Raw genomic sequence first — 15,186 nt, 5'->3', positions numbered from 1 at the left:
CCAGGACGCCCGCGGAGCGGGTCCGGTCCGCGGTGCGGGACACGGCCCGGGAGAGCGGATACCGCCCGCCCCGGGCCCATGTCGGGACCCGCTGCGGCTCCGCGCCCGCTTCAGGCACCCAGTGGCCCATCCGGCTCGGACCGTCCGAGCTCCCGCCCCAAGGGTGCGAAAGTCCGGCCCCGACTCAGGACGCCCGGGAGATCCCGAGCAGCAGGGGCCCCGTCGGTTCCGCGACGATGTCCGCCACGGTGAGCGGGTCCAGGGCGGCGAAGAACGCCTCCTGGGCCCGCCGCAGCGCGCCGCGCAGACGGCAGGCGGAGTTCAGCGGGCAGGGCGTCGCCCCCTCGCAGTCGACCACGTCGCCGTCGCCCTCGAAGGCGCGCACGACGGCGCCGACGGACGCCGTACGCCCCCGGTCGGTGAGGGAGAGTCCGCCGCCGCGGCCGCGCCGGGCGTCGACGAGCCCCATGTGCTGCAGTTCGGCGACGACCTTCGCCGCGTGGGTGTAGGGCACGTCCACGCCGGCGGCGACCTCGCGGGTCGTGGGGCTGGAGTCGCCCGCGACGGCGAGCCGCATCAGGACGCGCAGGGCGAGGTCGGTGGAGCGCAGCAGCCGCATGAAGCCAGCGTAGATAATGCGCATCTGCGGTTCAAATTATCGGTCGGCATCGGTCGTGCGCCGGTCGGAATCGATTGGCTGTGACCCGTCTGCTGGATCACTCCCCCGCCCCACTACGATCAGGCCACCCGATCGTCTCTTTTCCCCAGAAGGACACCGCGATGGCTTCCGGCAACAAGAGCAGCAGCGCGGCACGCAGAGCGCGCGTAGAGGAGATGCGGCGCGCCGAGCAGGCCCGCGAGCGGCGCAACCGGATCCTGACCATCGCGGCGAGCGTGGTCGTGGTCGCCGGTCTGGTCGTCGGCGGCGTCTTCGTCGTGAAGTCCCAGAGCGGCGACGACGGCAAGAAGAACGACACCGCGAGCGATTCCAAGGGCGGCAACTCCGGGGACTCCGGCCACTTCGTCACCGGCAAGGACGGCGTGCGGACCTGGACGGGCAAGCTGGCGCGCACGCATGTCACCGGGACCGTGGACTACCCGATGCACCCGCCGGTCGGCGGCAACCACAACCAGGTGTGGCTCAACTGCAACGGCGACGTCTACACCAAGGCCGTGCACGACGAGAACGCCGTGCACGCGCTGGAGCACGGCGCCGTGTGGGTGACGTACACGAGCAAGGCGAAGAAGGCGGACGTCGACACGCTCGCGGCGAAGGTGAAGCAGACGCCGTACTCGCTGATGAGCCCGTACGAGAACCAGACCTCGCCGATCGAGCTGTCGGCCTGGGGGCACCAGCTCGGGGTGACGAGCGCGAGCGACCCGAAGGTCGCGAAGTTCTTCGAGACGTACGTGCAGGGCAAGCAGACGCCCGAGCCGGGCGCCTCGTGCACCGGCGGGACGATGTGACGTGAAGCGGCACATCGGCTGGATCACGGGGGCCGCCGCGGCGGTGCTGGTCGCGGCCGGCGCGGTCACGTACGCGGTCGCCGAGGACGACGGCTCCGGCCCGGGCACGCCGTCCGCCGACTCCGCGGACGCCGGGTTCGCGCGGGACATGGCGGTGCATCACCAGCAGGCCGTGGAGATGTCGTACATCGTGCGGGACCGCACGAAGAACGAGGAAGTACGGCGGCTCGCCTACGACATCGCCCAGACGCAGGCCAACCAGCGCGGCATGCTGCTGGGCTGGCTGGACCTGTGGGGGCTGCCGAAGGTGTCGGCGGACCCGCCGATGACCTGGATGGGCATGGGCGGCATGGCGTCCGGCAAGGACGGCGCGCTGATGCCGGGGATGGCCACCAACACCGAGCTGAAGAAGCTGTCGGCCCTCGGCGGCAAGCAGGCCGAGGTGCTGTACCTGCAGCTCATGACGGAGCATCACAAGGGCGGCGTCCACATGGCCGAGGGCTGCGTCGCCAAATGCACGGTGGGCGTGGAGAAGCGGCTCGCGCAGGGCATGGTCGAGGCGCAGCGGTCGGAGATCCAGCTGATGGCGGACATGCTCAAGGAGCGGGGCGCGAAAGCGCGTTCCTAGCATTTCGGGCTTGCGAGCGTAGGGACGAAAACCCCAAATCGCCCGTCCTGACCGTTCCTTGGGGTTCTCTTGGCCTGCGATTTCCCCTGGCATGAACGGTTCATCGAAAGAGTGGCCCCCATCGCTTGATCCACACCCCGCCCCTCCGCCGCGGAGCGGGATGTCTACGCGGATCACTGCGACGAGACGACCACACATGCGAAGAACCGCATCGCAGGGGGTTCTATGAGATCCAACCGCGCCAGACTGCGTGCCACGAGCATGGCGGCAACTCTGCCCATGCTCGCCGGCGCGTTGGCGCTCGGCATACCCGCGGCGCACGCCGCGGACAACCCGGCCAGGGACGCGCTCGCGGGCACCAAGCCCGCGTGGGCGACGGCCAAGGCGGACAAGGGCGATGCCTCCAACGGCGCCCAGGTCTCCCTCCGGGTCTACCTGGCCGGCAAGGACGCGGCGGGCCTCGCGGCCTACGCAAGGGCCGTGTCCGACCCGAGCTCGCCGCTCTACGGCAAGTACCTCAGCTCCAAGAAGGCGCAGACACGTTTCGGCGCGACCAAGGCCCAGGTGGCCGCGGTCACGTCGTGGCTGAAGTCGAACGGCCTGAAGGTCACCGGCGTCACCCGGCACTACGTCTCCGTCTCCGGTGACGTGGCCGCCGCCGAGAAGGCGTTCGGCACCCAGCTGCACAACTTCGCCAAGGGCTCGAAGACCTACCGCGCGCCGTCGAAGACGGCCTCGGTGCCCGACAGCCTCAAGGGTGCCGTCCTGACCGTCACCGGCCTGGACAACGCCCCGCACAAGGCGACCCACGACGACCAGCTGCCGCCGCCGGAGACCGTGTTCCGCAACTCCGGGCCGTTCTCCTCGTACTACGGCTCGAACATCGCGAGCACGCTGCCGGACGCGTACGGTTCGAAGATCCCGTACGCCATCAAGGGCTACACCGGCAAGCAGCTGCGCGCCGCGTACGGCGCGGGCAGCTACACCGGCAAGGGCGTCCGCGTCGCCATCACGGACGCCTACGCCTCGCCGACCATCGCCCTCGACGCGCAGACGTACGCGACGAAGCACGGCGACGCCAAGTGGACGACCGGTCAGCTGCACCAGGTGCTGCCCGCGAAGTACACGAACACCAAGGACTGCGGGGCCGCGGGCTGGTACGGCGAGGAGACCCTCGACGTCGAGGCCGTGCACGCGGTCGCGCCGGCCGCGGACGTCACCTACGTGGGCTCGGCGTCCTGCATGGACAACGACCTGCTGGACTCGCTGAGCAAGGTGGTCGACAACCACCTCGCCGACATCGTCTCCAACTCGTGGGGCGACATCGAGGCCAACCAGACGCCGGACCTCGCGGCCGCCTACGACCAGGTGTTCCAGTTCGGCGCGGTCGAGGGCATCGGCTTCTACTTCTCCTCCGGTGACAACGGCGACGAGGTCGCCAACACCGGTACGAAGCAGGTCGACACCCCGGCCAACTCGGCCTGGGTGACGGCGGTCGGCGGTACCTCCCTCGCGGTGGGCAAGAGCGACGCCTACCAGTGGGAGACCGGCTGGGGCACCGAGAAGGCCCTGCTGTCGGCCGACGGCAAGAGCTGGACCAACTTCCCCGGCGCCTTCACCTCGGGCGCGGGCGGCGGCACCAGCAAGACGGTCGCCGAGCCGTACTACCAGAAGGGCGTCGTCCCGAACGCGCTGGCCACGGCCAACAACGCCGAGGGCAACCGTGTCGTCCCGGACATCGCGGCCATCGCCGACCCCAACACCGGCTTCCTGGTCGGCCAGACGCAGACCATGCCCGACGGCAAGACCCAGGCCTACGACGAGTACCGCATCGGCGGCACCTCGCTCGCGGCCCCGGTCATCGCCGCCGTCCAGGCCCTGGCCCAGGAGGCGCGCGGCAAGGCGATCGGCTTCGCCAACCCGGAGATCTACGCCCGTTACGGCAAGGGCGTGTACCACGACGTGACCGACAAGCCGACCGGCAAGGACCTCGCGGTCGCCCGCGTGGACTTCGCCAACGGCTACGACGCCACCGGCGGTCTCGTCACCTCGGTCCGCAGCCTCGGCAAGGACAGCTCGCTGTCCGCGGTCAAGGGCTACGACGACGTGACCGGCGTGGGCTCGCCCGCGAACGGCTACGTGGACTCGTACAAGCGCCACTGAGGTCCTCGCGACACCGGCGAAACAGCGTGCGCCCGTTCCCTCCGGGGAGCGGGCGTTCGCATACCCGGCGGGGGTAGGGTGCGCACATGACCGGATCGAGGAGCGCGACGGACCGGCGGCCGCTGCCGCTCGCCGTCCTGCTCCTCGGCCTCGTCATCGCGCGCGTTCCGTCCCGCCCCGCCCGCGCCCCGCGGGCCCCGTGGCTGACCCCACCTCCCGGCAGACCGTCGTTCGACGGCCTGTCGGTGCTGCACATATAGGCCTCGCACCGGCCGCCTCGGCCCGCCCTCACGGAGGGGCACCCCGAAGCGGCAGACCCGTACGGTACGGCCTTTTGCCCAGCACCACTCAGACGAGGTGTCAGCACATCATGCCCCTTCCCACCCGCCGTTCGGTCCTCGGCGCGTCCGTCCTCGCCTGGGCGGGAGCCCTGGCCGCGTCCCCGGACGCGGCCGCGAGCACGTCAGGCGGCTCCACCCCGAACTCCCCCACGGGCTATGTGAGTCCGGGCGGCGCGGAGGTGGCCGCCGCCGAGCAGCGGCGCGCCGCGAGCGGCGGCACCGTCCGGCAGCACCGCCTCACCGCCACCGAGAGCCGGCTGGACCTCGGCGAACACACCGTCAGGTCCTGGTCGTACGGCGGTGATCTGCCCGGCGAGGAGATCCGGGTCACCGCGGGCGACACCCTCGCCCTGACCCTGGCCAACCACCTCCCCGACACCACCTCCCTGCACTGGCACGGCATCGCCCTGCGCAACGACATGGACGGCGTGCCCGGCCTGACCCAGGGCCCGATCGAGTCGGGGGCGGCGTTCGACTACCGCTTCACCGTCCCGTATCCGGGCACGTTCTGGTTCCACCCGCACACCGGGGTCCAGCTGGACCGGGGGCTGTACGCCCCGCTGATCGTCGACGACCCGAGGGAGCCCCTGTCGTACGACAGGGAGTGGGTCGTGCTGCTGGACGACTGGGTCGACGGGGTGGACGGCTCCACCCCGGACGCCGTGCTCGCCGAACTGGGCGGCGGGATGCGCGGCATGGACATGGACGGCTCGGGCTCCGGGTCCGGGTCCGGGTCCGCCGGCCAGGGCATGTCCGGCATGTCGATGCGGACGCCGGGTCCGGCGTCGGCGTCCTCGGACGGGTCCGGCCCCTCCCGGAGGCTGGTGGGTGCCCGCAGCGACCTGCTGGGCGGCGACCCCGGCGATGTGGCGTATCCGTACTACCTCGTCAACGGGCGTACGGCGGAGGCTCCTTCGGTCTTCCGGGCCGATCCGGGGGACCGGATCCGGATCCGGTTGATCAACGCCGGCGGGGACACCGCCTTCCGCGTCGCCCTCGGCGGCCATGAGCTGACGGTGACGCACACCGACGGCTACCCGGTGCGGCACGCGCAGGGGGACGCGCTGCTCATCGGCATGGGCGAGCGGTACGACGTGATCGTGACGGCCGGCGACGGCGCCTTCCCGCTGACCGCGCTGGCCGAGGGCAAGAACGCCTCCACGATGGCCGTCCTGCGCACCGGCGGCGGCGCGGCGCCCACCGCCGAGGCCCGCCCGCAGGAGCTCGACGGAAGGCTCCTGGCCGCGCACAAGCTCACGGTCGACGAGTCGGTCGCGCTGGAGCGGAAGGCGCCGGACCGGACAATCGACCTGTCGCTGACCGGCACGATGACGCGCTACGACTGGGCCTTCGACCGCAAGCCCTACGACGCCTCGCAGCGGCACCCCGTGCGCGCCGGGGAACGGGTCAGGCTGCGCTTCACCAACCGGACGTCCATGTGGCACCCGATCCATCTGCACGGCCACACCTTCGCGCTGGCCGCGGGGGACCAGGACGGGGTGCGCAAGGACACGGCGCTGGTGCTGCCCAAGGGCACGCTCTCGGTCGACTTCGACGCCGACAACCCGGGCCTGTGGATGCTGCACTGCCACAACGTCTACCACGCGGAGGCGGGAATGATGACGGTGGTGGGGTACCAGAGCTGAGGACGCCAGGCGCCCGGGGGCGCGGGACGGGGTGCGAGCCGCCCCCCGCACCCCCATCGCGTCGCTCTGACGATTACACTGGGCGCCTGCCTCGACTCCGCCTTCACCCGAGGAAGCACCGTTGAACTTCTGGTCGATCTATCAGCACGGTTTCGCGCGGGTCGCCGCCTGCACGGGCCACACCGTCATCGCCGACCCGCCCGCCAACGCCGAGGCGGTGCTGCGTCACGCGCGCAGGTGCGCCGAGGAGGGCGTCGCGGTCGCCGTCTTCCCGGAGATGGTGCTGTGCGGCTACTCGATCGAGGACCTGCTGCTGCAGGACGCCCTGCTCGACGAGGTCGAGGGCGCGCTGCGGGACGTGGTGGCCGGCTCGGCCGGGCTGCTGCCGGTCCTGGTCGTCGGCGCCCCCCTGCGCCACCGCAACCGGGTCTACAACTGCGCGGTGGTCGTGCACCGCGGCCGCGTCCTGGGCGTGGTGCCGAAGTCGTACCCGCCGAACTACCGCGAGTTCTACGAGCGGCGGCAGATCGGCGACGGCGCCGACGAGCGCGGTGGGACGATCCGGGTCGCCGGCGAGACGGTGCCGTTCGGCGTGGACCTGCTGTTCGCGGCAGAGGACGTGCCCGGTCTGGTGCTGCACGCGGAGATCTGCGAGGACATGTGGGTGCCGGTGCCGCCCAGCGCGGAGGCGGCCCTGGCCGGTGCGACCGTCCTGGTCAACCTCTCGGGCAGCCCGATCACGGTGGGCCGCGCCGAGGACCGCAAGCTGCTGTGCCGCTCGGCGTCCTCCCGCTGTCTGGCCGCGTACGTCTACGCCGCGGCCGGTCTCGGCGAGTCGACCACCGACCTGTCCTGGGACGGCCAGGCCATGGTCTACGAGAACGGCGTGCTGCTGGCCGAGACCGAGCGCTTCCCGCTGGGCGACGAGTACGCGGTGGCCGACGTGGACCTCGACCTGCTGCGGCAGGAGCGGCTGCGGATGGGCACGTTCGACGAGAACCGCCGTACGCACCAGGACCGCACCGGTGACTTCCGTACGGTGGCGTTCGAACTGGAGCCGCCCCTGGGCGACCTGGGTCTCAGGCGCCGTCTCGAACGCTTCCCGTTCGTGCCGGCCGACGCCGAGCGGCTCGCCCAGGACTGCTACGAGGCGTACAACATCCAGGTCGCGGGCCTCCAGCAGCGCCTGGTGTCGATCGGCGGCCCGAAGGTCGTCATCGGGGTGTCCGGCGGCCTGGACTCCACGCACGCGCTGATCGTCGCCGCCCGCGCCATGGACCGCGCGGGGCGGCCGCGCAGCGACATCCTGGCCTGGACCCTGCCCGGGTTCGCCACCAGCGACCACACCAAGGACAACGCCCACAAGCTGATGAACTCCCTCGGCGTCACCTCCGCCGAGCTGGACATCACGCCGACCGCGCGGCTGATGCTGAAGGAGATGGACCACCCGTTCGCCGCCGGTGAGCCGGTCTACGACGTCACCTTCGAGAACGTGCAGGCCGGTCTGCGCACCGACTACCTGTTCCGGCTGGCCAACCAGCGCGGCGGCATCGTGCTCGGCACCGGTGACCTCTCCGAGCTGGCGCTCGGCTGGTCGACGTACGGCGTGGGCGACCAGATGAGCCACTACAACGTCAACGGCGGTGTGCCGAAGACGCTGATCCAGCATCTGATCCGGTGGGTCATCAGCAGCGGCCAGTTCGACGAGGAGACCGGCAAGACCCTCGCCGCGATCCTCGACACCGAGATCAGCCCGGAGCTGGTGCCCGGCGAGGAGATGCAGTCGACGGAGTCGAAGATCGGGCCGTACGCGCTGCACGACTTCACGCTCTTCCACGTGCTGCGCTACGGCTTCCGGCCGTCGAAGATCGCGTTCCTGGCCTGGCACGCCTGGCACGACGCGGAGGCCGGCGACTGGCCGCCGGGCTTCCCCGACGCCAAGCGGGTCGCCTACGACCTGCCGGAGATCCGGCGCTGGCTGGACGTGTTCTGCCGGCGGTTCTTCGGGTTCGCGCAGTTCAAACGGTCCGCGATGCCGAACGGGCCGAAGGTGTCGGCGGGCGGTTCGCTGTCGCCGCGGGGCGACTGGCGGGCGCCGAGCGACAGTTCGGCGCGGGCGTGGCTGCGGGATCTGGAGCGGTTCGAGGAGTTGGCCGCCGAGTAGGTCTGTGCGGGGCGGTGCGGGGCGGGTCGGGTCGGTGCGGGTGCGGGTGGGTGGGGGTGCGCGGCCCTGGGGGCTGCGCCCCCAGACCCCCCGTCGGCCCTTCGGGCCTCGTCCTCACACGCCGGACGGGCTGAGCATGCCCGACGGCGTCTAGCGGTGCAGGACTTCCGAGGCCTCCGGCAGATGGACGGCGACGAGACGCTGCCTGCCGCTCTGCGGAACCCGGCGCCGGTCCACCGCGTACGCCACCGCCGCGACGCCGAGTCCCAGCACCGCCAGCATCGCGCCCGCCGGGGCCGGGGACGTGACCCCGAAGCCCGCGGCCAGGGCGACGCCGCCGATCCAGGCTCCGCCGGCGTTCGCCAGGTTGAAGGCGGCCTGGTTGGCCGAGGAGGCGAGCGACGGGGCCGCCGACGCCTTCTCCATGACCATCAGCTGCAGCGGGGAGCCGGTGACGAAGGCCGCCGCGCCGAGCAGGGTGACCGCGATCGCCGCGCTCCACTGGGCGGACATCAGCAGCGGGAAGAGGGCCAGGACGGCGGCCAGGGAGACGAGGCCGCCGAAGAGGGTGCCGCGCAGGGAGTGGTCCGCCAGGCGTCCGCCGAGCAGGTTGCCGATCGTCGCGCCTACGCCGAAGAGGGCGAGGAGCAGGGTGACGCTGGTGTCGGCGTATCCGGCGGCGTCCGTCAGCATCGGGGTGATGTAGCTGTAGGCGGAGAACAGCGCGCCGAAGCCGGCGACCGTGGTGCCCAGGGCCAGCCACACCGGCAGCGACTTCAGGGCGGTCAGCTCGCGGCGCAGTCCGGCGGCCGGCGCCTGGGTGTGGTCGTGCGGGATGAGCAGGGCCAGTGCGGCGATGGCCGCGAGGCCGATCGCGCTGACGCCGAGGAAGGTGGCCCGCCAGCCCAGGTGCTGGCCCATGAGCGTGGCGACCGGTACGCCCGCGATGTTGGCGACCGTCAGGCCGAGGAACATCAGCGAGACGGAGCGTGCCTTGCGCTCGGGGGCGACCATGTTCGTGGCGACGACCGCGCCCACGCCGAAGAAGGCGCCGTGCGGCAGGCCGCTGAGGAAGCGGGCGGCGAGCAGGGAGTCGTAGCCCGGGGCGAACGCGGAGAGGGCGTTGCCTGCCACGAACAGCGCCATCAGGCCGATCAGGACCGTGCGCCGGGACATCCGCGCGGTCAGCGCGGCGAGCAGCGGGGCGCCGATCACCACGCCCAGCGCGTACGCCGAGACCAGATGACCGGCGGTGGGGATGGAGACGTGCAGGTCGGTCGCGACGTCGGGCAGCAGGCCCATCATCACGAACTCGGTGGTGCCTATACCGAAAGCGCCGACGGCCAGAGCGAGCAGGGCCAGGGGCATGAAGGGGCCTGTTCCTTTCCGAGATCGGGAAGTCAGAGGGACGGGTGTTCCGCCAGTCTATGTTCACTGGCGGAACAAAGTCTCTCAGGCCCACTATTCCGGCAGGTTAAGAGCGGGTGTCGAGGTTCACACGGGCCGCCACCGGCAGGTGGTCGCTCCCGGTCGCCGGCAGCGTCCAGGAGCTCACCGGCTCGACGCCCTGGACCATGATCTGGTCGATCCGCGCCATCGGGAACGAGGCCGGCCAGCTGAACCCGAAGCCGTTGCCCGCCGCGCCCTGGGTGGAGCGCATCTGGGAGGTGACGCCGTTGAGGGAGCGGTCGTTCATGGTGCCGTTGAGGTCGCCGAGCAGCACCTTGCGCGGCAGCGTCTCGTCGGCGATGGCCTCGCCGAGGGCGTCGGCGCTGGTGTCGCGCTGGCGGGCGGTGAATCCGGCCTTCAGCTTCACGCGGACCGACGGCATGTGGGCGACGTAGAAGGCGACCGGGCCCTGCGGGGTGGTGACGGTGGCCCGCATGGCGCGGGTCCAGCCCAGCTTGATGTCGACGGCCCTGACGCCGCTCATCGGGTACTTGCTCCACAGGCCGACGGTGCCCTGCACGGAGTGGTACCTGTACGTCGACGCGAGCGCCTTCTCGTAGACCGGGACGACCGAGGCCTTCAGCTCCTCCAGGGCCAGCACGTCCGCGCCGGAGGCGGCCACGTCCCGGGCGGTGCCCGCCGGATCGGGGTTGTCGGCGTTGACGTTGTGCGTGGCCACGGTGAGGTCGCCGCCGCTGCCTGTCTTGTCGGTGAGCAGGCCGCCGAACAGGTTCAGCCACACGGCGACCGGCAGGATCAGGGCGATCAGCGCCGTGGCGGATTTGCGCACCAGGGCCGGCAGGAGCAGGACCGGGATCAGCAGGCCCAGCCAGGGCAGGAAGGTCTCGGTGAGACTGCCCAGGTTGCCGATGGTGTTGGGGACCCTCGCGTGCAGCAGCATGACCAGGGCCAGGACCACCGCGAGGGCGGCGAGGACGATGCCGCGGCGCCAGATTCTCGGGTCGCCGCGCCAGCCGGAGAGCAGACGCTTCATCAGGCGCCGGAATCGGGCTCCCGGACGCTCGGGCCCCGAGCCGCCGTTGTCCGTCTCCGTCATGTATGCCTGCTGCGCCATACCGCGTCGCCTCACTGCCTGCCGTGCACACCGTTCGTCCCCCGAGGAGGGGCACGCCCTCCTAAGACCCTAGGGGATGATCGGCGTCGATCCTGCCGCCGTGCGGCGGCCGTACGGGCAGTGGGACGTGGGGGCCGCCGTCACGGGTTCCGTGGGTGCGGGCGGAAAGCGCGCTCTGTGACACAACGCGCACATTCGGGTTACGCGGACGGCGAACTGACGGGCCGTAGTCCTTCGAGGAGCGTGTCCACGATCTGCTCCGACAGGCCCTCGGAGAGGTCGGGCTCGACGGCGGCGTGCGGCCGCATCACGGTGCGCACCAGCATCGGGGCGACGAGCAGGTCGTGCAGCAGGTCGATGTCGACGTCGTCGCGCAGTTCGCCGGTCTGCTGTCCGCGGCGCAGGATCTCGATCTGCAACTTGCGCCGCGGCGCGACCACGGAGGAGTGGTAGGCGGCCCAGATCTTCGGACTGCTCTTCATCTGGGCGAACACGTTGTGCAGCAGCGCCGAGCTGCGGGTCATGACACCGCGCTGGCGCAGCGGCTCCAGCAGGGCCACCAGGTCGTCGCGCATGGAGGTGCCGGGCAGTTCGGGGTCCGGCGGCTCGGCGGCGCGTACGACGTCGACGAAGAGCTCCTCCTTGCCGCTCCAGCGGCGGTAGATGGTGGCCTTGCCGACCCCGGCCGTGCGGGCGATGCGCTCGATGGAGAGGTCGGCGAGGGGCACGCCGTCCTCCAGGAGCTTCAGCACGCCCTCTATGACGGCGCGTTCGACCGCCTCGCTGCGGGGGCGTCCCCGTGCGGGGGCCCCGGAAGCGGCTGGGCTGTCGGCAAGGCTCACTGCTGCGTCCCTTCCTCGTACTGGAGCGATTGTCCCCGCTGCCACCCGGTGGAGCGGAAGGGGTTATTCCGCCGCTGCCACCAACTGCTGCTGCTCCTCGCCCTCCTGGCGGGCGGGCGGCTTGCCGGGCAGGAACAGGAACACCACCACCGCACCGATCAGGGCCACGACCGTGCCGCACAGGGCGGTGACGTGCATGGCGTGCAGGAAGGCGTCGTTGGCGGAGCCGACGAGCCCTTTGCCGCGCGGGCCGAGCTTGGCGGCGACGCCGAGCGTGGCCTCGATGGACTCGCCGGCCGCGTCCCTGAGGCCGGCCGGCAGGAGGGAGAGCTTGCCCTCGATGCCGTTGCGGTACGCCGTGGACAGCACCGAGCCGAGGACGGCGATGCCGAGGGCGCCGCCGACCTGGCGGAAGGTGTTGCTCAGCGCGGACGCGGAGCCGGCCTTCTCGCGCGGCAGGGCCTGCATGATGACGACGGACGTCGGGGTCATGACGTGGGCCATGCCGGTGCCCATGAGGAAGAACACGACCTCCAGGACCCAGATCGGGGTGTCCGCCTCGAACCCGGCGAACGCGGCCAGCATGCCCGCGAGCAGCAGCAGGCCGCCGCCGGTCGTGGCCTTGTGGCCGAACCGGTCGACGACGAGCCGGGCCCGCGGGGCGAAGATCATCTGCGCGGCGGCCAGCGGCAGCATCAGCAGGCCGGACTGCAGCGGGGAGTAGCCGCGCACGCTCTGGGTGTAGAAGACCGAGAAGAAGGTCACGCCCATCAGCGCGAAGAAGACCAGCGCGATGGCGGCCATGGCGGCCGAGAACACCTTGTTCTTGAAGTAGCTGACGTCCAGGGACGGGTGGTCGCTGCGCTTCTCGAACAGCACGAACGCGGCGAGGATCACCACACCGGCGCCGATGGTGGCCAGCACCTGCGGGTCGGTGAAGTCGGCGAGCTCGCCGCCCTTGATGATGCCGTAGACGAGCAGGACGAGACCGACGACGGAGAGCACCACGCCGATCGGGTCGACGCGGCCGGGCTTCGGGTCGCGGGAGTCCGGCACCAGCCAGACCATCAGCGCGAGGGCGAGGAGCACGATCGGCACGTTGATCAGGAAGACCGAGCCCCACCAGAAGTGGTCCAGGAGCACACCGCCGGTGATCGGGCCGATGGCGATGGCGAGGCCGACTCCGCCGGCCCAGATGCCGATGGCCTTGGGCTGCTCCTCGCGCTCGAAGACGTTCATCAGGACGGCGAGGGTGGCCGGCATGACGAACGCGGCGCCCAGCGCCATCACCGCGCGGTAGGCGATGAGCTGTGCGGGTGAGCCGGACTCGGCGGCGAGCGCGGAGCCGATGCCGAACACGACGAGACCGCCGAGCAGCACCTTCTTGCGGCCGATCCGGTCGCCGATGAGCCCCGCGGTGAACAGCAGGCCCGCGAAGACGAGGGTGTAGGCGTTGATCGCCCACTCCAGCTCGCTCTGCGTGGCGCCCAGGCCGGTGGGGGCCGGAGTGGAGATGGTCTTGATGGCGACGTTCAGGATCGAGTTGTCCAGGACGACGATCAGCAGGCTCAGCATCAGCACGCCGAGGATCGCCCAGCGGCGCCGGTGCACCGCTTCGGGTATGCGAGGAGCTGGGACGGCAGGAGAGGTCATGCCCCTACCGTAAGCAATATCGATACGAGACGGTGCCGTATCGAAAATGTTTTTACCCACCCCTTACTCATTGTTCTCACGTGACGCAGGTCCTCTTGGCCGCGCCTGGCACGAGGTGCCACCATGGGGGTGATCCGGGGACGCCGTCAGGGCGCCTCGAGATGACTGAAGGAGCCGTTGCCATGACGCAGCTCTCGGCTGCCCAGACCGCGCAGAACGCCCCCTCCGACGGCAGCAAGGCGCTGTACGGGGGAAAGAGCACCCGCCGCATCACCGTCCGCGACATCGCCCTCGCCAAGGAGCGGGGCGAGAAGTGGCCCATGCTCACCGCGTACGACGCCATGACCGCCTCCGTCTTCGACGAGGCCGGCATCCCTGTGCTCCTCGTCGGCGACTCGGCGGGCAACTGTCACCTCGGCTACGAGACGACCGTGCCCGTCACCATGGACGAGATGACGATGCTGTCGGCCGCCGTGGTGCGCGGCACCCGGCGCGCCCTGATCGTCGGCGACCTGCCCTTCGGCTCCTACCAGGAGGGGCCGGTGCAGGCGCTGCGCTCGGCGACCCGGCTGGTGAAGGACGCCGGGGTGGGCGCCGTGAAGCTGGAGGGCGGCGAGCGCTCGCACGAGCAGATCCGGCTGCTCGTGGAGTCCGGCATCCCGGTCATGGCCCACATCGGGCTGACCCCGCAGTCCGTGAACGCCATGGGCTACCGCGTCCAGGGGCGCGGCGAGGAGGCGGCCCAGCAGCTGCTGCGGGACGCCAAGGCCGTCCAGGACGCGGGCGCCTTCGCCGTGGTGCTGGAGCTGGTCCCGGCGGAGCTGGCGGCCGAGGTCACGCGCGTGCTGCACATCCCCACCGTCGGCATCGGCGCGGGGCCGGAGACGGACGCGCAGGTGCTGGTGTGGACGGACATGCTGGGCCTGACCTCGGGCCGGGTGCCGAAGTTCGTCAAGAAGTACGCGAACCTGCGTGAGGTCATGGGCGACGCGGTGAAGGAGTTCGCGCAGGACGTGGTCGGCGGGGGCTTCCCGCTGGAGGAGCACAGCGTTCACTAGGGCGTTCACCAGGGCCACAGCGTCCACTTGAGCCACTGCGGCACAGAGGCAGCCCGCCGATCTTCCCCCGTCGGCGGGCTGCTGGCTTTGTGGGGGTGACCGCCCCTGGGGGCTGCGCCGGACGGGCTGGATTTCACCGCTGTCGGTGGTCTGTCGGTGCTGTCGGTGGGCTGTCGGTCGTTTGTCGGTGGGGGCTGGGAGCGTCTTGTTCATGACGCGAATCGACAAGAACTCCAGCGGCGGCGGCAACGCCGTCACCGTGCGGGGGATGGTCAAGCACTACGGCGAGACCAAGGCGCTGGACGGCGTCGACCTGGACGTGCGCGAGGGCACCGTGATGGGTGTGCTCGGGCCGAACGGGGCCGGCAAGACCACCCTCGTGCGGATCCTTTCCACGCTGCTCTCCCCCGACGCCGGCGAGGCGACCGTCGCCGGTTACGACGTCCTGCGCCAGCCCCGCCAGCTGCGCCGGGTGATCGGCCTCACCGGGCAGTACGCCTCGGTCGACGAGAAGCTGCCGGGCTGGGAGAACCTGTACATGATCGGGCGGCTGCTCGACCTGCCCCGCAAGGATGCCCGCGCCCGCGCCGACGAACTGCTGGAGCGGTTCTCGCTGACGGACGCCGCCAAGCGGCCCGCGAGCACCTACTCCGGCGGCATGCGGCGGCGGCTCGACCTCGCCGCCTCGATGATCGGGCGC

General features: G+C 71.1%; 12 protein-coding genes and 1 pseudogene. 8 read left to right on the top strand and 5 right to left on the bottom strand.

The annotated features are described in order from the left end of the window. Nucleotides 1-184 precede the first annotated feature (184 nt). Nucleotides 185-619 carry an RrF2 family transcriptional regulator gene (locus M8J74_RS20050; RefSeq protein WP_249837743.1) on the bottom strand — a complete coding sequence of 145 codons (435 nt, stop codon included), beginning with the start codon at nucleotides 617-619 and terminating at the stop codon, nucleotides 185-187. 161 nt (nucleotides 620-780) lie between these two features. On the opposite strand from M8J74_RS20050, the gene M8J74_RS20045 reads away from it, so the two are divergent. The 6 genes from M8J74_RS20045 (at nucleotide 781) to M8J74_RS20020 (ending at nucleotide 8,409) form a co-directional block, all read left to right on the top strand. Further along, nucleotides 781-1,467 carry a thioredoxin-like domain-containing protein gene (locus M8J74_RS20045; protein WP_249837742.1) on the top strand — a complete coding sequence of 229 codons (687 nt, stop codon included), beginning with the start codon at nucleotides 781-783 and terminating at the stop codon, nucleotides 1,465-1,467. A gap of 1 nt (nucleotide 1,468) precedes the next feature. Next, nucleotides 1,469-2,095 (top strand): DUF305 domain-containing protein, encoded by a 627-nt coding sequence (locus tag M8J74_RS20040; protein ID WP_249837741.1) that lies wholly within the window; start codon nucleotides 1,469-1,471, stop codon nucleotides 2,093-2,095. Between the two features lie 225 nt (nucleotides 2,096-2,320). Beyond that, nucleotides 2,321-4,258: a S53 family peptidase gene (locus M8J74_RS20035; protein ID WP_249837740.1), complete on the top strand. Its 1,938-nt coding sequence runs from the start codon at nucleotides 2,321-2,323 to the stop codon at nucleotides 4,256-4,258. Between the two features lie 86 nt (nucleotides 4,259-4,344). Continuing rightward, nucleotides 4,345-4,518 (top strand): hypothetical protein, encoded by a 174-nt coding sequence (locus tag M8J74_RS20030; RefSeq protein WP_249837739.1) that lies wholly within the window; start codon nucleotides 4,345-4,347, stop codon nucleotides 4,516-4,518. Between the two features lie 110 nt (nucleotides 4,519-4,628). Then, on the top strand, nucleotides 4,629-6,245 hold the full coding sequence (locus M8J74_RS20025) for a multicopper oxidase family protein (protein WP_249837738.1): 1,617 nt from the start codon (nucleotides 4,629-4,631) through the stop codon (nucleotides 6,243-6,245). Between the two features lie 121 nt (nucleotides 6,246-6,366). After that, a complete protein-coding gene (locus M8J74_RS20020) occupies nucleotides 6,367-8,409 on the top strand; it encodes an NAD(+) synthase (protein ID WP_249837737.1) in 2,043 nt (680 codons plus the stop codon). Between the two features lie 150 nt (nucleotides 8,410-8,559). Here M8J74_RS20020 and M8J74_RS20015 read toward each other — a convergent pair whose 3' ends face one another. From M8J74_RS20015 to M8J74_RS20000, 4 genes and pseudogenes are all read right to left on the bottom strand, one after another. Continuing rightward, the gene (locus M8J74_RS20015) at nucleotides 8,560-9,777 is read right to left on the bottom strand and encodes an MFS transporter (protein WP_249837736.1); all 1,218 of its coding nucleotides are present in this window, start codon (nucleotides 9,775-9,777) and stop codon (nucleotides 8,560-8,562) included. 106 nt (nucleotides 9,778-9,883) lie between these two features. Further along, nucleotides 9,884-10,865 (bottom strand): annotated as a pseudogene (locus M8J74_RS20010) (endonuclease/exonuclease/phosphatase family protein). 268 nt (nucleotides 10,866-11,133) lie between these two features. Further along, nucleotides 11,134-11,775, bottom strand: coding sequence for a TetR/AcrR family transcriptional regulator (locus M8J74_RS20005; protein WP_249837734.1), 642 nt, complete (start codon nucleotides 11,773-11,775; stop codon nucleotides 11,134-11,136). A gap of 63 nt (nucleotides 11,776-11,838) precedes the next feature. Continuing rightward, nucleotides 11,839-13,428: an MFS transporter gene (locus M8J74_RS20000; RefSeq protein ID WP_249837733.1), complete on the bottom strand. Its 1,590-nt coding sequence runs from the start codon at nucleotides 13,426-13,428 to the stop codon at nucleotides 11,839-11,841. Between the two features lie 182 nt (nucleotides 13,429-13,610). Between M8J74_RS20000 and panB the strand changes: the two genes are divergently transcribed. Next, the gene (panB, locus tag M8J74_RS19995) at nucleotides 13,611-14,486 is read left to right on the top strand and encodes a 3-methyl-2-oxobutanoate hydroxymethyltransferase (protein ID WP_058925680.1); all 876 of its coding nucleotides are present in this window, start codon (nucleotides 13,611-13,613) and stop codon (nucleotides 14,484-14,486) included. A 211-nt stretch (nucleotides 14,487-14,697) separates the two neighbouring features. After that, the coding region (locus tag M8J74_RS19990) for an ATP-binding cassette domain-containing protein (protein ID WP_249837732.1) at nucleotides 14,698-15,186 on the top strand (489 nt) is incomplete at its 3' end.

It is taken from the genome of Streptomyces panaciradicis (assembly GCF_023516615.1).
Classification (GTDB): domain Bacteria; phylum Actinomycetota; class Actinomycetes; order Streptomycetales; family Streptomycetaceae; genus Streptomyces; species Streptomyces panaciradicis.
This window is presented reverse-complemented; position numbering and strand designations above follow the sequence as displayed.

What these genes read in the sequence shown, in the direction of transcription:
- panB (WP_058925680.1), top strand. Translation starts at nt 13,611, where the DNA reads ATGACGCAGCTCTCGGCTGCCCAGACCGCGCAGAACGCCCCCTCCGAC.
- M8J74_RS20045 (WP_249837742.1), top strand. Translation starts at nt 781, where the DNA reads ATGGCTTCCGGCAACAAGAGCAGCAGCGCGGCACGCAGAGCGCGCGTA.
- M8J74_RS20050 (WP_249837743.1), bottom strand. Translation starts at nt 619, where the DNA reads ATGCGGCTGCTGCGCTCCACCGACCTCGCCCTGCGCGTCCTGATGCGG.
- M8J74_RS20000 (WP_249837733.1), bottom strand. Translation starts at nt 13,428, where the DNA reads ATGACCTCTCCTGCCGTCCCAGCTCCTCGCATACCCGAAGCGGTGCAC.
- M8J74_RS20035 (WP_249837740.1), top strand. Translation starts at nt 2,321, where the DNA reads ATGAGATCCAACCGCGCCAGACTGCGTGCCACGAGCATGGCGGCAACT.
- M8J74_RS20030 (WP_249837739.1), top strand. Translation starts at nt 4,345, where the DNA reads ATGACCGGATCGAGGAGCGCGACGGACCGGCGGCCGCTGCCGCTCGCC.
- M8J74_RS20015 (WP_249837736.1), bottom strand. Translation starts at nt 9,777, where the DNA reads ATGCCCCTGGCCCTGCTCGCTCTGGCCGTCGGCGCTTTCGGTATAGGC.
- M8J74_RS20025 (WP_249837738.1), top strand. Translation starts at nt 4,629, where the DNA reads ATGCCCCTTCCCACCCGCCGTTCGGTCCTCGGCGCGTCCGTCCTCGCC.